This is a genomic window from Apilactobacillus kunkeei (assembly GCF_001421115.1).
Taxonomy (GTDB): domain Bacteria; phylum Bacillota; class Bacilli; order Lactobacillales; family Lactobacillaceae; genus Apilactobacillus; species Apilactobacillus kunkeei_F.
Genome location: NZ_JXCW01000005.1, coordinates 62,267 through 80,736, shown reverse-complemented (window position 1 = coordinate 80,736; position 18,470 = coordinate 62,267). Strand labels below are relative to the sequence as shown.

The window sequence follows — 18,470 nt, the reverse complement described above, 5'->3', positions numbered from 1 at the left end:
AAATAGCAATCGCTGAATAGCGGTTGCTATTTTTTTATACATAGAAACATCAAATATGATAGATATATAAATGGAATGAACGGGATTTTTCCGCTGACTTGTTTGATAAACGGATAGGCGACTAAGGCAAACATACTAGCAACAAAGATGATTAATAGAATATGGTTACCAATTAATAAAAACAAAATTGCAAATAGATCGATATCTGCTTCACCAATAAAATGATAGTTGTAGTTTAAAAGATAGAAGAAAAAATAAATCGGCATTAATATCAAAATTCTAGAGAAGGGAAGAGTGATAACAAAAACAATTAATAGCAGTGAGTGTAAAATAATACTTGAAACCATTTGCTTGTGCATATCTTCTAAACTTAAGTAGAAAAGATAGACAATGATAAGCAATGGCAGCATACTTCTGGTTTCAATAAATATTAATGGAAAGATTGTACTTAAGAACACTTCGTTTACAAACGATAAACTTGAGTAGGTCTTATGACAGTACCTGCATCTACCATGATTAAGTAGATAAGAGAAGATAGGGATTAAATCAATCACTTCTAGTCGGTGTTTGCAGACATCACAATGGGAAAATCCGACCAGACTTTCTTGATGCTCTAGTCGATAGAATAGGGCAGTAAGAAACGATCCAAAGGAAGAACCCATGATAAATAAAATGAATAAAAACATATTTAAAACCTCCAATATTATTTACGAAAGAAATCCTAAGTTTCATTGACACAAATGAGACGTCGTGATAATATTATTAAGTGCTTATTCATCCGGTGAACTTTTACATAAAAAAGAACCACCTGGATGTGTGGACTTAAAAATAAATTTTATTGGAAGGAGGAATTTTTAGATGCCTACTATTAACCAATTAGTACGTAAAGGTCGTCATTCTAGAAGTTCTAAATCAAAAGCCCCAGCTTTAAACCATGGGTACAACAGTTACAAGAAGAAGCAAACTAACAACCCTGCTCCTCAAAAACGTGGAGTAGCTACCCGTGTTGGTACTATGACTCCAAAGAAGCCTAACTCAGCTCTACGTAAGTACGCCCGTGTTAGACTTTCAAACTTGATTGAAGTTACTGCATACATTCCTGGTATTGGTCACAACCTTCAAGAACATAGTGTTGTTTTAATTCGTGGTGGTCGTGTTAAGGATTTACCTGGGGTACGTTACCACATCGTTCGTGGTGCTCTAGATACTGCCGGTGTTGCTGACCGTCGTCAAGGTCGTTCAAAATACGGTACTAAGAAGCCTAAAGACTAAAACATTTATTCCGCTATAAGAAAACAAGGAGGATTTTTAAATGCCAAGAAAAGGAAATGTTCAAAAACGTGAAGTTCTTCCTGATCCAATCTACAACTCAAAATTGGTTTCAAGCTTAATTAACCGTTTGATGTTAGATGGTAAGAGAGGAACTGCATCAGAAATTTTATATGGTGCATTTGATCTTATTAAGAAAGAAACTGGAAATGACCCAGTTGACGTATTCGAAGAAGCTATGAACAACGTTATGCCTGTACTAGAAGTTAAGGCTCGTCGTGTTGGTGGATCAAACTACCAAGTTCCTATCGAAGTACGTCCTGACCGTCGTGTTACTCTAGGTTTACGTTGGATTGTAAACTACGCACGTCTACGTGGTGAACACACAATGGTTGAACGCCTAGGTCGTGAACTTATGGATGCTGCTAACAACACAGGTGCTTCAGTTAAGAAACGTGAAGACACTCATAAGATGGCAGAAGCTAACCGTGCATTTGCTCACTACCGTTGGTAAAATAAACGTACAAACTTATTTGTACATTTAATTGAGTGGCTAATGTGTTATTATATTAGCCACTTTTTTACAAAAGAGATTTATTTTTGAGAGGAGAAACTTTTTATAATGGCTAACAAACGTGAATTCCCATTAGAAAAAACTCGTAATATCGGTATCACTGCTCATATTGATGCCGGTAAGACTACTGCTACTGAACGTATCTTGTACTACACTGGTAGAATCCACAAAATTGGTGAAACTCATGATGGTGCTTCACAAATGGACTGGATGGTACAAGAACAAGAACGTGGTATCACTATCACTTCAGCTGCTACTACTGCACGTTGGAAAGATACTCGTATCAACATCATCGATACACCAGGACACGTGGACTTCACTGCCGAAGTTGAACGTTCACTACGTGTTCTAGATGGTTCAATTACTATCTTGGATGCTGCTGCTGGGGTTGAACCTCAAACAGAAACTGTTTGGCGTCAAGCTTCAGAATACGAAGTTCCTCGTATCGTATTCGCTAACAAGATGGATAAGCTAGGTGCTGACTTCGAAGCTTCTGTAGAATCTCTACACGAACGTCTAGATGCTAACGCACACGCTATCCAAATTCCTATTGGTAAGGAAGACACTTTCCAAGGTGTTATCGACTTAGTAGAAATGAAAGCATACATCTACGATCTAGATGAAAATGGTTCAAACTACGATATCGTTGATATTCCTGACGAATACAAGGAAAAAGCTGATGAAGCTCGTGCTAACTTAATTGAATCACTTGCTGACATCAACGACGGAATTATGGAAAAATACCTTGAAGGTGAAGAAATCTCTGTACCTGAAATCAAGGCTGCCATCCGTCAAGGTACTCTTAACCTAGAATACTACCCAGTATTAGCTGGTTCAGCATTTAAGAACAAGGGTATCCAAATGTTAATGGACGCCGTATTGGACTTCTTACCATCACCACTTGATGTTCGTCCATACAAGGCTACTGATCCTGAATCAGGTGAAGATGTTGAACTTAAAGCTGATGACAACAAGCCATTTGCTGCCCTAGCATTTAAGGTTGCAACTGACCCATTCGTTGGTCGTTTAACTTTCATTCGTGTATACCAAGGTACTCTAGAATCAGGTTCATACGTTCTTAACGCAACTAAGGACAAACGTGAACGTGTTGGTCGTTTACTACAAATGCACTCAAATGATAGAACTGAAATCCCAGAAGTATTCTCTGGTGATATCGCTGCCGCTATCGGTTTGAAGAACACCACTACTGGTGACTCACTAACTGATCAAAAGCACCCATTACACCTAGAATCAATGGTATTCCCAGATCCAGTTATTTCTGTGTCTGTTGAACCTAAGACTAAGGCTGACCAAGACAAGATGAACATTGCCCTACAAAAGCTATCAGAAGAAGATCCTACATTTAAGGCTGAAACTGATAACGAAACTGGTGAAACTATTATCGCCGGAATGGGTGAACTTCACTTGAACATCATCGTTGACCGTATGAAACGTGAATTCAAGGTTGAAGCTACTATTGGTCAACCACAAGTTGCCTACAGAGAAGCATTTACTAAGCCAACTAAGGCTCAAGGTAAATTCGTTCGTCAATCTGGTGGTAAAGGTCAATATGGTGACGTTTGGATTGAATTTACTCCAAATGAAACTGGTAAAGGTTTCGAATTCGAAAATGCTATCGTTGGTGGGGTTGTTCCTCGTGAATACATTCCTTCAGTTGAACAAGGTCTAAAAGAATCAATGGCAAACGGTGTTCTTGCTGGTTACCCATTGATTGACGTTAAGGCTAAGTTATATGATGGTAGTTACCATGATGTCGATTCATCAGAAGCTGCATTTAAGGTTGCTGCATCATTAGCATTAAGAAATGCTGCTAAGTCAGCTGGCCCAGTTATCCTAGAACCAATCATGAAAGTTGATATCGTGGTTCCAGAAGAATACATGGGTGATGTTATGGGACAAGTTACTGCACGTCGTGGTAACGTTGATGGTATGGAAGTTAGAAACAAAGCTCAACTAATCCATGCTATGGTTCCACTATCAGAAATGTTCGGTTACGCAACTACATTGCGTTCAGCATCTCAAGGTAGAGGTACTTTCTCAATGACATTCGACCACTACTCACCAGTTCCAGCCGCAGTTCAAGAAGAAATTATTGAAAAGAACGGTGGAAACAAGTAATTAGTGTTTCTAAATTAAGAAGTGTTGATTAATTTCAACGCTTCTTTTTTTGTACATAAAAAAGGGGAATTTCTTCTATAAATATAGATAAAGAATAAATTTGATAATATTTTTGAAATTTGTTATTTAATTTAATAAATTATTTTTTGATCAAATAAATATAATATGGAAGAAAAAATAAAAAAATTTCAATTTTTTTGAAAAAATTTGAATAAAAAAATTTGAAAATAATTTTAACAAAATGAGTGAAAACCCTTGAAACACCGCAGGAAATCTAGTATTATATACAAGTACCTGTTCGAGGGGTTAGTATGCTCTCAAGCAGATATGAGAAAAGCGTTGATGTGGGAGGTTGCGACACACCCGGCCACTTTGTCATGAAGGGTGCGCCGGTAATTTCCACGGAGTTAGTCGTATTTAAAATACAGACGAGGAGGGAAAATAATGGCAAAGCAAAAGATTCGTATCCGTTTAAAGGCATATGAACACCGTACTTTAGATCAATCAGCTGAAAAGATTGTGGCTACTGCGCAAAGAACTGGTGCTAGTGTTTCTGGTCCAATTCCATTGCCAACAGATAGAACTGTTTATACTGTTCTAGCTTCACCACATAAGTTTAAGAAGTCACGTGAACAATTTGAAATGTTGACTCACAAACGTCTTATCGACATCTTAAACCCAACACCAAAAACAGTTGATTCACTAATGAAGCTTGATTTACCAAGCGGTGTTGATATCGAAATTAAACTATAATTAATCAAAATTACAATATATCGGAGGTGTACTCATGACCAGAAAAGGAATCTTAGGTAGAAAAGTCGGAATGACTCAAGTTTTCACTGAAAACGGTGAATTAGTACCAGTTACTGTTGTAGATGTAACTCCAAACGTTGTTCTACAAACTAAATCAACTGAAACTGATGGATACAACGCTATCCAACTTGGTTACGAAGACAAACGTGATGTTTTAAGTAACAAACCAGAAAAAGGTCATGTAGCAAAAGCAAATACAAATCCTAAGCGCTTCATTAAAGAAATCAGAGATGTTGAGCTTAGCGATTACAATGTAGCAGACGAAATCAAGGCAGACATTTTTGAAGCCGGTGACATCGTAGATGTAACAGGTATCACAAAGGGTCATGGTTACCAAGGTAACATTCATAAGGATGGTCAAGCTAGAGGTCCTGAAACTCACGGTTCTAGATACCACCGTCGTCCTGGTTCACTTGGTGTAATTATCAACCGTGTTACTAAGGGTATGAAATTACCAGGTAGAATGGGTAACAAGCAAGTTACCATTCAAAATCTTGAAGTAGTTAAGGCTGACGTTGACAACAACGTAATCCTAATTAAGGGTAACGTTCCTGGTGCCAACAAGTCATTCCTAACTGTTAAATCTGCAGCTCGCGGATCACAAAAATAAGAAAGGAGGAACCATAAATGACAAGCGTAGCATTATACAAACAAGATGGTAGCAAGAATGGAAACGTTGAATTAAACGATGAAATCTTTGCTATCGAACAAAACGACAGTGTTGTATTTGACGTTGTTTTGATGCAAAGAGCATCAATGCGCCAAGGTACACACGCTGTAAAGAACAGAAGCGCTGTTAGAGGTGGTGGTAAGAAGCCATGGCGTCAAAAGGGTACTGGACGTGCTCGTCAAGGTTCAATCCGTTCACCACAATGGCGTGGGGGTGGAATTGTCTTCGGACCAACTCCTCGTTCATACAGCTACCACTTACCAAAGAAGGTTAGCCGTCTAGCTATCAAATCTGTTCTATCAGAAAAGGTTGCTAACGACAACTTCGTAGTTGTTGACTCATTAAGCTTCGATGCTCCTAAGACAAAAGACTTCTCAGAAGCACTAAACAAGCTAAATGCTTCAACTAAGACATTAGTAGTCTTGGAAGAAGACAACAAGAACGCTGTATTATCAGCTCGTAACCTAAAGAACGTTGAAATCGTTTCAGCTAAAGGTTTAAACACATTGAGCGTTGTAAACAGTGACAAGATTGTCATCACAAAGGCTGCTCTTTCTCAAGTAGAGGAGGTGCTCGCATAATGGAATCACGTGATATTATCCTACGTCCCGTTATTACAGAACAATCAACTGCTATGATGGACGAAAAGAAATACACTTTTGATGTTGACTTACGAGCAACTAAAACACAAGTGAAGAACGCAATTCAAGACATCTTTGATGTTAAAGTTGCAAATGTAAATATTATGAATCTTAAAGGTAAGCTAAAGCGCCAAGGTCGTTTCTCAGGTTACACTAAGAAGCGTCGTAAAGCGATCGTTACTTTATCAAACGATTCAAAAGAAATTAACTTATTTAGCAATAAATAAAATATCAATTTAGGAGGAAAACACCGTGGCTATTAAAAAATACAAGGCAACCAGTAATGGTCGTCGTAACATGACTAGCATTGACTACAGTGTTTTGACTACTTCAAAACCTGAAAAGTCATTATTGGCTCCTAAGTCACACACTGCTGGTCGTAACAACTATGGTCATATGACTGTTCGTCACCGTGGTGGTGGTAACAAGAATCAATACCGTATTATTGATTTCAAGCGTAACCATGACGACGTTGATGGTATCGTTAAGACTATCGAATACGATCCAAACCGTACTGCTAACATTGCGTTAGTTGTTTACACTGACGGTATCAAGTCATACATTCTAGCACCTAAGGGTCTAAAAGTTGGCGACAAGGTTCAATCAGGACCAAACGCTGATATCAAACCAGGTAATGCATTAGCATTGAAGGATATCCCTGTAGGTACAGTTATTCACAATATCGAATTAAAACCAGGTAAGGGTGGACAATTAGTTCGTTCTGCTGGTACTTCAGCTCAACTATTGGGTAAGGAAGGAAAATACGTACTAGTTCGTCTAGCATCAGGTGAAGTTCGTATGATTCTTTCAGTTAACCGTGCAACTATTGGTAGCATTGGTAACGAAGAACACTCATTAGTTAACATTGGTAAAGCTGGTCGTAACCGTTACAAGGGCCAACGTCCACACGTTCGTGGTTCTGTAATGAACCCTAACGATCACCCTCATGGTGGTGGTGAAGGTAAAGCTCCAGTTGGTTACCCATCACCATTATCACCATGGCACAAGAAGACTGTTGGTAAGAAGACTCGTAGTAAGAAGGCTCGTTCCAACAAGTTCATCGTTCGCCGTCGTAAGGGATCAAAGATGTAATAAACTAAGTTATACCTTCGGGTATACACTTCCCTATACTGATTTTGAAGAGGAGGTTTCATAATGTCTCGTAGTTTAAAAAAGGGACCTTTTGCCGATAAGCATCTTTTAAAGAAAATCGATGCTCAAAAAGACCAAGACAAGAAAGACGTAATCAAGACATGGTCACGTCGTTCAACAATCTTCCCTAGTTTCATTGGCTACACTATCGCTGTTTATGATGGAAGAAAGAACGTTCCAGTTTATATTCAAGAAGATATGGTAGGTCACAAACTAGGTGAATTCGTACCAACTCGTACTTTCCATGGACATGGAAACGACGATAAGAAAACTGTTTAAGCAAGGAGGATAACAAATGGCTGAACAAGTTACATCAGCAAAAGCTACTGCTAGAACTGTTCGCATTGCCGCACGTAAGGTCCGCCTTGTAGTTGATCTTATTAGAGGTAAAAGCGTTTCAGAAGCAGCTGCAATCTTGAAGTTCACTCCAAGAGGAGCTTCACCAGTTGTTTCAAAAGTTTTAATGTCAGCTGTAGCAAATGCAGAAAATAATTTTGATTTAGATCGTGAAGACTTGGTAGTAAGCGAAGTTTTTGTTAACGAAGGACCAACTTTAAAACGTTTCCGTCCAAGAGCAAAAGGTTCTGCTTCTCCAATCAACAAACGTACTAGTCATATCACAGTTGTAGTATCAGAAAAATAGGAGGGATTAGCCGTGGGTCAAAAAGTAAATCCTACTGGATTACGTGTCGGAGTTATTCGCGATTGGGACGCAAAATGGTACGCTGAAAAAGCTGATTTTGCTAACGATTTAAACGAAGACCTAAAAATCCGTGAATACATTAGTAAGAGACTCGCTGACGCTTCCGTATCAAGAGTTGTTATCGAACGTGCTGCAAAGCGTGTTAACGTTTCAATTCACACTGCTAAACCAGGTATGGTTATCGGTAAAGGCGGATCAGAAGTCGAAAATCTTCGTAAAGAATTAAACAATTTAACAGGTAAGAGAGTTCACATCAACATCATCGAAATCAAGAAACCTGATTTAGATGCAAAACTTGTTGGTGAAAACATTGCTCGTCAATTGGAAGGCCGTGTAGCATTCCGTCGTGCAATGCGTCAATCAATGCAACGCTCTCGTCGTGCCGGTGCTAAGGGTATCAAAACTCAAGTTGCTGGTCGTCTAAATGGTGCAGATATGTCACGTGTGGAAGCATACGCTGAAGGAACTGTTCCATTGCATACACTAAGAGCAGACATCGACTACGCTTGGGAAGAAGCTCACACTACTTACGGATCAATTGGTGTAAAAACTTGGATCTACCGTGGTGAAGTTTTACCACAAGCAGTTAACGATGCTCAAGAAAACGATAAAGGAGGGAAATAAACATGCTAGTACCAAAACGTGTTAAGTTCCGTCGTGAACACCGTGGTAAGTTACGTGGTCATTCAAAGGGTGGAAACACTGTTTCATTCGGTGAATTTGGTTTACAATCAATCGATTCACATTGGATCACTAACCGTCAAATCGAAGCTTGTCGTATTGCTATGACAAGACATATGAAGCGTGGTGGGAAAGTTTGGATTAAGATTTTCCCTCACAAGTCATACACTGAAAAAGGTGTAGGGGTTCGTATGGGTAATGGTAAAGGTTCTCCAGCAGGATGGGTTGCTCCAGTTAAACGTGGAAAAGTCCTATTCGAAGTTGGTGGAGTTTCTGAAGAAGTTGCTCTAGAAGCTTTACGTTTAGCTTCAGCTAAACTTCCTGTTCGAACAAAGATTATTAAACGTGAGGAAGTAGGTGGCGAATCAAATGAAGGCTAAAGAAATTAATGAACTAACCACTGCTCAAATGCATGAAAAAGAACAAAGCTACAAAGAAGAACTATTCAACCTTCGTTTTCAATTAGCTACTGGTCAATTGGAAAACACTGCAAGATTGAAGCAAGTTCGTAAGAACATTGCACGTATCAAAACTGCTTTGCGTCAACAAGAACTAAACAAATAGAATACGATAGGAGGTCAATGTAATATGGAACGTAATATGCGTAAGGTCTACAGAGGCCGTGTTGTTTCAGACAAGATGGACAAAACCATCACTGTTGTTGTTGAAACTTACAAAACACATCCTACTTACGGAAAACGTGTTAAGTACTCAAAGAAGTACAAGGCTCATGATGAAAACAATGAAGCTAAAATGGGCGATGTTGTAGAAATTATGGAAACACGTAAGCTATCAGCTACTAAGAATTTCCGTCTAGTTAATATCGTTGAAAAAGCTGTTATTATCTAACATAAGAATTTTATCGTATTCTGAGTAAATACCGGAAGGAGGGTATTAGCTAATGATTCAACAAGAAAGTCGTTTGAAAGTTGCTGATAACTCAGGTGCTCGTGAACTTTTAACTATTAAAGTTTTAGGTGGATCAAGCAGAAGATATGCAGGTATCGGTGATATCATTGTTGCTACTGTTAAACAAGCAACACCAGGTGGCGTTGTCAAAAAGGGTGACGTTGTTAAGGCTGTAATCGTAAGAACTAAGTCAGTATCACGTCGTGCAGATGGTTCATACATCCGTTTCGATGAAAATGCTGCCGTACTTGTTCAAGATGATAAAAGTCCAAAGGGAACTCGTATTTTCGGACCAGTTGCACGTGAACTACGTGACAACGAATTCATGAAGATCGTTTCTCTAGCCCCTGAAGTACTTTAATTAATCAATGTCAACCAAGGAGGTGCCAAGAAATGTTTATTAAAACCGGTGACAAAGTTCGCGTTATTAGTGGTAAGGATAAAGGTAAAGAAGGTACTGTTACCAAGACTATCGCTTCAAAAGATCGCGTAATCGTTGAAGGCATTAACATTGTTAAGAAACATCAAAAAGCTTCACAAGCTAACCCACAAGGTGGCATTAATGAAGTTGAAGCTCCTATTCATGTTTCAAACGTTATGTTAATTGACCCATCAACTAACGAACCAACTAAGGTTGGATTCAAAATTGAAAATGGTAAGAAAGTTCGTATTTCTAAAAAATCAAACAAATCAATCGATTAAAATTTAATTGAAAGGAGGATACCTTTCCATGTCAAACCGTTTACAAGAAAAGTACAAAAATGAAATTACAAAAGCATTAGTTGAAAAGTTTAACTACTCTTCAGTTATGCAAGCTCCAAAAATTGAAAAGATCGTTCTAAACATGGGTGTTGGTGACGCTGTTACTAACGCTAAGAACTTAGACGAAGCTGTTTCAGAATTAACTCTAATTTCTGGTCAAAAACCTCTAGTAACTAAGGCTAAGAAATCAATCGCCGGCTTCCGTTTACGTGAAGGTATGTCAATTGGTGCCAAAGTTACTCTACGTGGTGAACGTATGTATGACTTCTTAGACAAGTTAGTTAACGTTTCATTACCACGTGTTCGTGATTTCCATGGTGTTAACAACCGTTCATTCGACGGTCGTGGTAACTACACTCTAGGTGTTCGTGAACAATTAATTTTCCCAGAAATTAACTACGATAACGTTAACCGTGTACGTGGATTAGACATCGTTATTGTTACAACTGCTAACACTGACGAAGAATCCAAAGAATTGTTAACTCAATTCGGTATGCCATTTGCAAAATAATAGGAGGGTATAAATAATATGGCTAGAAAAGCATTAGTTGTAAAAAGTGAACGTCCTGCTAAATTCTCAACAAGAAATTACACTCGTTGCGAACGCTGTGGTAGACCTCATTCAGTTTACAAGAAGTTTCATTTATGCCGTCTATGCATCAGAGATCTTGCGCACAAAGGCCAAATCCCTGGTATGAAGAAGGCAAGTTGGTAAAATTAACTATAATTAGATAGGAGGTCTACGTTAATGTCCATGACAGATCCAATCGCTGACTTATTAACTAGAATTCGTAACGCCAACATGGCTCGTCACGATTCAGTTGAAGTTCCAGCTTCAAAAATCAAAAACAACATTGCTGAAATCTTAAAACGTGAAGGTTTCGTTCGCGATGTTGAATACGTTGAAGACGACAAACAAGGCGTTATTCGCGTATTCCTAAAATATGGTAAGAACAATGAACGTGTTATCACTGGTTTGAAGCGTATTTCAAAACCTGGTCTACGTTCATACGTAAAATCTGATTCAATTCCTAAGGTATTAAATGGTTTAGGTATTGCAATTATCTCAACTTCTGAAGGTGTTATCACTGATAAAGAAGCTCGTGCTAAAAAAATTGGTGGAGAAGTATTAGCTTACATTTGGTAATACTTTTTGCTTGAATTGGAGGTGTAATGAAATGAGTCGTATTGGTTACAGAAAGATTGTTTTACCTGAAGGTGTTGAATTATCAACTGAAGGTAACAACGTAACTGTTAAAGGTGCTAAGGGTTCACTAACTCGTGAATTCTCACCAATTATCAAGATGAACGTTAATGATAACGTTGTAACTTTTGAACCAGCAGTTAGATACGATAACAAGACCCGTGCAATGCACGGTACTATGCGTGCTAACTTAAACAACATGGTTGAAGGTGTATCAAATGGTTTTACTAAGACACTTAAGCTAGTCGGTGTTGGTTACCGTGCTCAAGCTAAAGGTTCTGTCCTAGAATTAAACGTTGGTTACTCCAACCCTGTTGAAATGGAAATCAATGATGATCTTAAGGTTGAAACTCCAGACAGTTTAACTATTACTGTCAGCGGTATCAACAAAGAACACGTTGGTGACTTTGCAGCTCGTGTTCGTGCTGTTCGTTCACCTGAACCTTACAAGGGTAAAGGTATTCGTTACGAAAACGAAGTTGTTCGTCGTAAGGAAGGTAAGACAGGTAAGTAATGAGTTAGATTTCATTGCTTAACTATTTTAATTAATATTTAAGAGGTGACTATTTTGATTAATAAACCAGATAAAAACAAGACACGTCAACGTCGTCACTTGCGTGTCCGTAACAAAATCTCTGGTACTGCTGTGTGCCCACGTTTGAACGTTTACCGTTCTAACAAAAACATCTACGCTCAAGTTATTGATGACGTAGCGGGTGTTACGCTTGCTAGTGCCTCAACTCTAGACAAAGAAGTTAACGGTTCAAACAAGACTGAACAAGCATCATCTGTTGGTGCTTTAGTTGCCAAGCGTGCCGTTGAAAAAAATGTTAAAAATGTTGTTTTCGACCGTGGTGGTTACTTATACCATGGACGTGTACAAGCTCTTGCTGAAGCTGCACGTGAAAACGGACTAGAATTTTAATAAAAGGAGGAATAACCGCAATGGCTGAATTTATTGATCCAAATAAATTAGAACTTGAAGATACTGTCGTATCAATCAACCGTATTACTAAGGTTGTTAAAGGTGGACGTCGTCTACGTTTTGCTGCTTTAGTTGTTGTTGGTGATAGAAATGGTCACGTCGGATTCGGTACTGGTAAAGCTCAAGAAGTTCCAGATGCTATCCGTAAGGCTGTTGAAGATGGTCGTAAGAACTTAATTAGTGTTCCTAAGGTTGGTACTACTATTCCTCATGAAATTATCGGTACTTATGGTGGTGGTAAGATCATGTTAAAACCTGCTGAAGAAGGTTCTGGTGTTGCCGCTGGTGGTGCCGTTCGTTCAGTTATGGAATTAGCTGGTATTGACGATGTTACAAGTAAGCGTTTAGGTTCAGATACTCCAATCAATGCTATTCGTGCTACTTTTGAAGGACTAAAAGCATTGAAGAGTGCAGAAAAAGTTGCTACTTTACGTGGCGTTTCTGCTCAACATTTAGCAGAATAAGGAGGGGTTAGAAGATGGCTCAATTAAAGATTACTTTAACTCACAGTGCAGAACACCGTCTCCCCAAACAACGTAAAATTGTTAAGGCGCTAGGCTTAGGTCGTATTAACAGTACTGTTGTTAAACCTGACAACGAAGCAACTCGTGGAGCATTGTTCCATATCGCACACTTAGTTAAAGTTGAACAAGTTAAGTAATAAATAACAAGGAGGTGCACTTCAAATGAAATTACATGAATTAAAAGCTGCCGAAGGTTCACGTTCATCAAGACAACGTCTAGGTCGTGGATTAGGAAGTAAAGGTAAGACTTCTGGTCGTGGACAAAAGGGTCAAAAGGCTCGTAGTAAGACACGTGTTGGATTCGAAGGGGGCCAAATGCCTTTCTACCGTAGAATTCCTAAGCGTGGTTTCACTAACATTAACCGTAAGGAATACGCTATCGTTAACTTATCTACTTTAGATCAATTTGACGACGGTGTTGAAGTTACACCAGAAACTTTAATGGAAGCTGGTATCGTTAAGAGTGCCAAGGATGGAATTAAGATTCTAGGTAACGGTGAACTTAACAAGAAGCTAACTGTTAAGGCTAACAAATTTTCTGATGCTGCTAAATCAGCCATCGAAAATGCTGGCGGTAAGATCGAGGTGATCTAGATGCTATCAGCCTTGAAAAACGCTTTTAAGGTAAAAGATATTAGAAATAAAATCATGTTTACTTTGGGAGTATTAATTGTTTTTAGATTAGGTGCTTATATTACAGTCCCTGGTATAAATGCTAAAGCACTCCAAAGCGTTGCTTCATCTGGCTTGGTTAGCATTTTAAACACCTTTAGTGGTGGTGGATTAACTAACTATTCACTATTTGCTATGGGTGTTTCACCATATATTACTGCGCAAATCATCGTTCAACTATTACAAATGGACATCGTTCCTCGTTTTGTTGAATGGAGCAAACAAGGTGACGTGGGTAGACGTAAGTTGAACCAAGTTACCAGAATACTTACAGTATTTCTTGCTTTCGTGCAGTCTATTGGAATTACAGCCGGATTTAACACTTTAAGCAGTTTGAACCTTGTTCAAAATCCTGGTCCTGCTACTTATTTGAGTATCGGTTTAATTTTAACCGGTGGTTCAATGTTAACAACTTGGATGGGTGACATGATTACTGATCGTGGTATCGGTCAAGGTGTTTCAATGATCATCTTCGCCGGTATTATCGCAAGAATTCCTACAGGAGTTCAGCAATTATATAAGGAATACATCGTTGGAGATACTTCTTCACAACTATGGCCTTCTATCTTATTCTTAGCTGCGCTATTCGTTGTAATTCTAATAATTGTTACTTTTGTTACCTGGTTCCAACAAGCTGAACGTAGGATTCCAATTCAATATACTAGAAGAGAAACAGGCGCGGGTGACAATAGTTACCTACCTTTAAAGGTTAACGTTGCCGGTGTTATCCCTGTTATCTTCGCCAGTTCGTTTATCTCAACACCACAAGCGATCTTGCTTTTCTTTGCAGGTAAACATTCTGGTGATGGTTGGTACCAAGTATTGAGTAATGTATTTAATATGCAAACTCTTTCAGGTGCTACTCTATATACTGTATTAATTGTTGTCTTTACATTCTTTTACGCTTTTGTTCAAGTTAACCCTGAAAAACTTTCAGAAAACTTGCAAAAACAAGGAAGCTATATTCCAGGTGTTTGGCCAGGAAATGGAACTCAAACTTACGTATCAAAAGTCTTAATGAGACTTAGCGTAGTTGGAGCCCTATTCCTAGGAATAGTTGCTTTAATTCCTTTAATTGCACAAAACGTTTGGAGCTTAGACGAATCCATCGGTTTAGGTGGTACTAGTTTACTAATTGTTGTTGGTGTTGCCATCGAAACAATTAGACAAATTCGTGGTTTAATGATGAAACAAGAATATGTTGGATTCATTCAATCACCTCGTCCAAATGATTTATAAAAGTGTGAATGGAGGTAATTAAATATGTCAATGAACTTAATCTTAATGGGGCTTCCTGGAGCTGGTAAAGGTACACAAGCTGAATCCATTATTGAAAATTATGGTATTCCACATATCTCTACTGGAGATATCTTTCGTGCCGCTATAAAAGACCAAACTGAAATGGGATTAAAGGCAAAACAATATATTGACAAAGGGAACTTGGTTCCTGATGATGTAACATGTGGAATTGTTAAAGATCGTCTTGCACAAGATGATACTAAAAAAGGATATATGTTAGACGGTTTTCCTAGAACTATCGAACAAGCAAATGCTTTACAAGAAATTTGTAAAGAGCTTGATCGTCCATTGGATGCTGTTATAAATATTGACGTTGACCCTAAAGTTCTTGTTGATCGACTTTCTGGTAGATTCATTTGTAAGAACTGTGGTGCCACTTACCACAAGCTATACAAAATGCCAAAAGTTGAAAATACTTGTGATATTTGTGGTGGCCATGAATTTTATCAACGTAGTGATGACAAGCCTGAAACAGTTAAGAATCGTTTAGATGTAAACATCAAGATGAATACACCATTAATTGATTTTTACAAAGAACGTGATTTATTATTCACTGTTGATGGTGGTCAAGATATTGATGATGTTACTAAAGACATTGACAAAATACTTAAGCAATTCAAGTAATTGCTTCTGCGGCTAGCATTTGTTGCTGGAAGTATGTTTGTGTGATAAACTAACCCATGTGTATTTGCGATTAGCTACATGGCGGTCTTTGTCGATAATATCTTGGCATTTGGCTACCTTTATGTAGTAATCGTATTTTTCGAGGAGGAAAATTCTTTGTCTAAAGATAATGTTATTGAAATTGAAGGTAAGGTTAGCGAAACCTTACCAAATGCTATGTTTCGTGTTGAACTAGAAAATGGTCACGAAATTTTAGCTCACGTTTCCGGTAAGATCAGAATGCATTACATTCGTATTTTACCTGGTGATCGTGTCACAGTTGAAATGTCACCATATGATTTAAGCAAGGGACGTATTACTTACCGTTATAAGTAAGGATACTGTCTTGAAGTATAGGAGGGTTATATAATGAAGGTTCGTCCATCAGTAAAACCAATGTGTGAAAATTGTAAAGTAATTAAGAGAAAAGGCCGTGTTATGGTCATTTGCTCAAATCCAAAACATAAACAAAGACAAGGTAAGTAATTTTATATAAACAGGAGGTGTGTTTGAATGGCTCGTATCGCCGGAATTGATTTACCACGTGATAAGCGTATCGTTATTGGTCTAACTAGCATCTTTGGAATCGGTCAAAGCAGAGCTGCTGAAATCCTTTCAAAGGCTGGCGTTTCAGAAGATGTTCGTGTTCGTGATCTAACTCCAGACCAAGAAGATAAAATCCGTGAAGTTGTTGACAATTACAAAATTGAAGGTGACTTACGTCGTGAAGTAAGAATGAATATCAAGAAGCTTCAAGAAATTGGTTCTTACCGTGGAATGCGTCACCGTCGTGGTTTACCTGTTAGAGGTCAACACACAAAGAACAACGCCCGTACTCGTAAGGGTAAAAAAGTAACTATTGCTGGTAAGAAAAAATAATAAATAAAGGAGGTTAGTAAATCATGGTTCAAAAGAAAGGTTCTCGTAAGCGTAGAGTAAAGAAGAACATCGAATCTGGTGTTGCTCACATTCACTCTACTTTTAATAACACATTAGTTATGATTACCGACATGCAAGGTAATGCAATTGCTTGGTCATCTGCTGGTGCTTTAGGATTCCGTGGAAGTCGTAAATCAACTCCATTTGCTGCTCAAATGGCTTCAGAAGCCGCTGCTAAGACAGCTATGGAACATGGTATGAAGACTGTTGAAGTTGCTGTTAAAGGTCCTGGTTCAGGTCGTGAATCAGCTATCCGTGCACTTCAATCAACTGGTTTAGAAGTTGCTGCTATTCGTGATGTTACTCCAGTTCCACATAATGGATCTCGTCCTCCAAAGCGTCGTAGAGTTTAATTTATTCTCATCTCTGTATGATGGACTAATTAATATTTAACTCAGAGCGTTTTGAAAGGGGTAGAAGATAAGAATGATTGAATTTGAAAAACCTAATATTCATAAGATTGATGAAACTGATAATTATGGAGAAGTTGTTGTTGAACCACTAGAACGTGGATACGGAACAACTCTTGGAAACTCGTTGCGTAGAATTTTACTTTCATCTTTACCTGGTGCAGCCGTAACTAGCATTCAAATTGATGATGTTTTACATGAATTTTCTACAGTACCTGGTGTTGTAGAAGACGTAACTCAAATTATTTTAAATGTTAAGAAGATTTCATTGAAGTTGGATGCCGAAGATGGCGAAGACAAAGAAATGGAAATCAATGTTACAGGTCCAGCTCAAGTAACTGCTGGAGACATTCAGGCTGATGGTGATGTAACTGTCTTAAATCCAGACTTACACATCGCTACAGTTGCTGAAGGTTCTACATTCCACATGAGAATGACTGCAAACAAGGGTCGCGGATATGTTTCTGCTGATGAGAATAAGGCTCGTAATGATGGAATGCCAATCGGTGTCTTACCAGTTGATTCCATTTATACCCCAATCGAACGTGTTAATTATCAAGTTGAAAACGCACGTGTTGGTCAAAGATCTGACTTTGATAAGCTAACTCTTGACGTTTGGACTGATGGTTCCATCACTCCTAGTGAAGCAATTAGTTTAGCAGCCAAGATTCTAAACGACCATCTTGCTATGTTTGTTGATCTTACCGATGAAGCCAAGAACACTGAAGTTATGGTTGAAAAGGAAGAAACACACAAAGAAAAGATGCTTGAAATGACAATTGAAGAATTGGACTTATCAGTTCGTTCATACAACTGTTTGAAGCGTGCAGGAATCAACACTGTTCAAGAATTAACCAACAAAAGCGAAGCAGACATGATGAAGGTTCGTAACTTAGGACGTAAGTCACTTGTTGAAGTAAAGAATAAGTTAGAAGCCCTTGGATTGTCATTGCGTAAAGAAGATTAGTATAAAGGAGGATATCCATTTATGAGTTACCGTAAATTACAACGTACTAGTGCACACCGTCGTTCATTACTACGTAACCTAACTACTGACTTGTTAGTAAACGGTGAAATTAAGACCACTGAAGCTCGTGCTAAAGAAGTACGCTCAACTGCTGAAAAGATGATTACTCTTGGTAAGCGTGGAGATCTTCATGCTCGTCGTCAAGCTGCAGCATTCCTACAAAACGTAGTTGCTGACGCTAAAGAAGATGGTGATGACGTAACTGTTACTACTGCATTACAAAAGCTATTTGATGAAATTGCTCCTAAGTATGCAGAACGTAACGGTGGTTACACTCGTATTCTAAAGACTATGCCTCGTCGTGGTGACGGTGCATCAATGGTTATTTTACAATTAGTTGATTAATTAATCGTAAACTTAATTAAATAGTAACAACAAATCACTAGGGCTATTGATATAAAGCGTTATGATGATGGGCAAGCCCCAAGTCTAGC

At 38.4% G+C, this 18,470-nt stretch carries 33 protein-coding genes; 32 read left to right on the top strand and 1 reads right to left on the bottom strand.

Annotated elements, in window-relative coordinates; genetic code table 11:
* Positions 1–26: 26 nt before the first annotated feature.
* On the bottom strand, positions 27–662 hold the full coding sequence (locus RZ55_RS07355) for a prepilin peptidase (RefSeq protein WP_424580158.1): 636 nt from the start codon (positions 660–662) through the stop codon (positions 27–29).
* Positions 663–858: 196 nt separating this feature from the next.
* Between RZ55_RS07355 and rpsL the strand changes: the two genes are divergently transcribed.
* The 32 genes from rpsL to rplQ all read left to right on the top strand — a co-directional run bounded on the left by rpsL (position 859) and on the right by rplQ (position 18,381).
* Complete coding sequence (rpsL, locus tag RZ55_RS04975) at positions 859–1,272, top strand: 30S ribosomal protein S12 (RefSeq protein ID WP_034531492.1); 414 nt, start codon at positions 859–861, stop codon at positions 1,270–1,272.
* Between the two features lie 40 nt (positions 1,273–1,312).
* A complete protein-coding gene (gene rpsG / locus RZ55_RS04970) occupies positions 1,313–1,783 on the top strand; it encodes a 30S ribosomal protein S7 (RefSeq protein WP_034531493.1) in 471 nt (156 codons plus the stop codon).
* A gap of 108 nt (positions 1,784–1,891) precedes the next feature.
* Complete coding sequence (fusA, locus tag RZ55_RS04965) at positions 1,892–3,982, top strand: elongation factor G (protein WP_034531494.1); 2,091 nt, start codon at positions 1,892–1,894, stop codon at positions 3,980–3,982.
* A gap of 444 nt (positions 3,983–4,426) precedes the next feature.
* Positions 4,427–4,735 carry a 30S ribosomal protein S10 gene (gene rpsJ / locus RZ55_RS04960; protein ID WP_034531495.1) on the top strand — a complete coding sequence of 103 codons (309 nt, stop codon included), beginning with the start codon at positions 4,427–4,429 and terminating at the stop codon, positions 4,733–4,735.
* 34 nt (positions 4,736–4,769) lie between these two features.
* On the top strand, positions 4,770–5,405 hold the full coding sequence (gene rplC, locus RZ55_RS04955; RefSeq protein ID WP_034531496.1) for a 50S ribosomal protein L3: 636 nt from the start codon (positions 4,770–4,772) through the stop codon (positions 5,403–5,405).
* A 17-nt stretch (positions 5,406–5,422) separates the two neighbouring features.
* A complete protein-coding gene (rplD, locus tag RZ55_RS04950) occupies positions 5,423–6,046 on the top strand; it encodes a 50S ribosomal protein L4 (protein WP_034531497.1) in 624 nt (207 codons plus the stop codon).
* Entirely contained in the window at positions 6,046–6,333 is a 288-nt protein-coding gene (gene rplW, locus RZ55_RS04945; RefSeq protein WP_034531498.1) for a 50S ribosomal protein L23, read from the top strand. The genes rplD and rplW overlap by 1 nt, the downstream gene beginning before the upstream one ends.
* A gap of 25 nt (positions 6,334–6,358) precedes the next feature.
* Positions 6,359–7,198 carry a 50S ribosomal protein L2 gene (gene rplB, locus RZ55_RS04940; protein ID WP_034531499.1) on the top strand — a complete coding sequence of 280 codons (840 nt, stop codon included), beginning with the start codon at positions 6,359–6,361 and terminating at the stop codon, positions 7,196–7,198.
* Positions 7,199–7,261: 63 nt separating this feature from the next.
* Complete coding sequence (rpsS, locus tag RZ55_RS04935) at positions 7,262–7,537, top strand: 30S ribosomal protein S19 (protein WP_034531502.1); 276 nt, start codon at positions 7,262–7,264, stop codon at positions 7,535–7,537.
* A 16-nt stretch (positions 7,538–7,553) separates the two neighbouring features.
* On the top strand, positions 7,554–7,901 hold the full coding sequence (gene rplV / locus RZ55_RS04930) for a 50S ribosomal protein L22 (protein WP_034531503.1): 348 nt from the start codon (positions 7,554–7,556) through the stop codon (positions 7,899–7,901).
* A 12-nt stretch (positions 7,902–7,913) separates the two neighbouring features.
* Complete coding sequence (gene rpsC / locus RZ55_RS04925) at positions 7,914–8,585, top strand: 30S ribosomal protein S3 (RefSeq protein ID WP_034531504.1); 672 nt, start codon at positions 7,914–7,916, stop codon at positions 8,583–8,585.
* 2 nt (positions 8,586–8,587) lie between these two features.
* Complete coding sequence (gene rplP / locus RZ55_RS04920; RefSeq protein WP_034531505.1) at positions 8,588–9,022, top strand: 50S ribosomal protein L16; 435 nt, start codon at positions 8,588–8,590, stop codon at positions 9,020–9,022.
* Complete coding sequence (gene rpmC, locus RZ55_RS04915; protein WP_034531506.1) at positions 9,012–9,206, top strand: 50S ribosomal protein L29; 195 nt, start codon at positions 9,012–9,014, stop codon at positions 9,204–9,206. The genes rplP and rpmC overlap by 11 nt, the downstream gene beginning before the upstream one ends.
* A gap of 24 nt (positions 9,207–9,230) precedes the next feature.
* Positions 9,231–9,491, top strand: coding sequence for a 30S ribosomal protein S17 (gene rpsQ / locus RZ55_RS04910; protein WP_034531507.1), 261 nt, complete (start codon positions 9,231–9,233; stop codon positions 9,489–9,491).
* Positions 9,492–9,543: 52 nt separating this feature from the next.
* The gene (rplN, locus tag RZ55_RS04905; RefSeq protein ID WP_034531509.1) at positions 9,544–9,912 is read left to right on the top strand and encodes a 50S ribosomal protein L14; all 369 of its coding nucleotides are present in this window, start codon (positions 9,544–9,546) and stop codon (positions 9,910–9,912) included.
* 32 nt (positions 9,913–9,944) lie between these two features.
* Complete coding sequence (rplX, locus tag RZ55_RS04900) at positions 9,945–10,253, top strand: 50S ribosomal protein L24 (RefSeq protein WP_034531511.1); 309 nt, start codon at positions 9,945–9,947, stop codon at positions 10,251–10,253.
* Positions 10,254–10,281: 28 nt separating this feature from the next.
* Positions 10,282–10,824 (top strand): 50S ribosomal protein L5, encoded by a 543-nt coding sequence (gene rplE, locus RZ55_RS04895; protein WP_034531513.1) that lies wholly within the window; start codon positions 10,282–10,284, stop codon positions 10,822–10,824.
* Between the two features lie 18 nt (positions 10,825–10,842).
* Positions 10,843–11,028 (top strand): type Z 30S ribosomal protein S14, encoded by a 186-nt coding sequence (locus RZ55_RS04890; protein WP_034531514.1) that lies wholly within the window; start codon positions 10,843–10,845, stop codon positions 11,026–11,028.
* 33 nt (positions 11,029–11,061) lie between these two features.
* Positions 11,062–11,460, top strand: a complete 399-nt coding sequence (gene rpsH / locus RZ55_RS04885; RefSeq protein WP_034531516.1) for a 30S ribosomal protein S8 — start codon at positions 11,062–11,064, stop codon at positions 11,458–11,460.
* A 31-nt stretch (positions 11,461–11,491) separates the two neighbouring features.
* Positions 11,492–12,031 (top strand): 50S ribosomal protein L6, encoded by a 540-nt coding sequence (rplF, locus tag RZ55_RS04880; RefSeq protein WP_034534417.1) that lies wholly within the window; start codon positions 11,492–11,494, stop codon positions 12,029–12,031.
* A gap of 54 nt (positions 12,032–12,085) precedes the next feature.
* Positions 12,086–12,442 (top strand): 50S ribosomal protein L18, encoded by a 357-nt coding sequence (gene rplR, locus RZ55_RS04875; RefSeq protein ID WP_080695536.1) that lies wholly within the window; start codon positions 12,086–12,088, stop codon positions 12,440–12,442.
* Between the two features lie 20 nt (positions 12,443–12,462).
* Entirely contained in the window at positions 12,463–12,966 is a 504-nt protein-coding gene (gene rpsE, locus RZ55_RS04870) for a 30S ribosomal protein S5 (RefSeq protein ID WP_034531520.1), read from the top strand.
* Between the two features lie 14 nt (positions 12,967–12,980).
* Positions 12,981–13,163, top strand: a complete 183-nt coding sequence (gene rpmD / locus RZ55_RS04865) for a 50S ribosomal protein L30 (RefSeq protein ID WP_034531522.1) — start codon at positions 12,981–12,983, stop codon at positions 13,161–13,163.
* Between the two features lie 25 nt (positions 13,164–13,188).
* Entirely contained in the window at positions 13,189–13,620 is a 432-nt protein-coding gene (gene rplO / locus RZ55_RS04860; RefSeq protein WP_034531523.1) for a 50S ribosomal protein L15, read from the top strand.
* Complete coding sequence (secY, locus tag RZ55_RS04855; protein WP_034531525.1) at positions 13,621–14,937, top strand: preprotein translocase subunit SecY; 1,317 nt, start codon at positions 13,621–13,623, stop codon at positions 14,935–14,937.
* A 30-nt stretch (positions 14,938–14,967) separates the two neighbouring features.
* Positions 14,968–15,621 (top strand): adenylate kinase, encoded by a 654-nt coding sequence (locus RZ55_RS04850; protein WP_277813667.1) that lies wholly within the window; start codon positions 14,968–14,970, stop codon positions 15,619–15,621.
* A gap of 156 nt (positions 15,622–15,777) precedes the next feature.
* Positions 15,778–15,996 carry a translation initiation factor IF-1 gene (gene infA, locus RZ55_RS04845; RefSeq protein WP_034531529.1) on the top strand — a complete coding sequence of 73 codons (219 nt, stop codon included), beginning with the start codon at positions 15,778–15,780 and terminating at the stop codon, positions 15,994–15,996.
* A gap of 33 nt (positions 15,997–16,029) precedes the next feature.
* Positions 16,030–16,146 (top strand): 50S ribosomal protein L36, encoded by a 117-nt coding sequence (gene rpmJ, locus RZ55_RS04840; RefSeq protein WP_034531530.1) that lies wholly within the window; start codon positions 16,030–16,032, stop codon positions 16,144–16,146.
* A 27-nt stretch (positions 16,147–16,173) separates the two neighbouring features.
* Positions 16,174–16,539 carry a 30S ribosomal protein S13 gene (rpsM, locus tag RZ55_RS04835; RefSeq protein ID WP_034531532.1) on the top strand — a complete coding sequence of 122 codons (366 nt, stop codon included), beginning with the start codon at positions 16,174–16,176 and terminating at the stop codon, positions 16,537–16,539.
* A gap of 23 nt (positions 16,540–16,562) precedes the next feature.
* Positions 16,563–16,952 (top strand): 30S ribosomal protein S11, encoded by a 390-nt coding sequence (gene rpsK / locus RZ55_RS04830; RefSeq protein WP_034531534.1) that lies wholly within the window; start codon positions 16,563–16,565, stop codon positions 16,950–16,952.
* A 73-nt stretch (positions 16,953–17,025) separates the two neighbouring features.
* Positions 17,026–17,976, top strand: a complete 951-nt coding sequence (locus RZ55_RS04825) for a DNA-directed RNA polymerase subunit alpha (RefSeq protein WP_034531535.1) — start codon at positions 17,026–17,028, stop codon at positions 17,974–17,976.
* A gap of 21 nt (positions 17,977–17,997) precedes the next feature.
* Entirely contained in the window at positions 17,998–18,381 is a 384-nt protein-coding gene (rplQ, locus tag RZ55_RS04820; protein ID WP_034531537.1) for a 50S ribosomal protein L17, read from the top strand.
* Positions 18,382–18,470 lie beyond the last annotated feature (89 nt).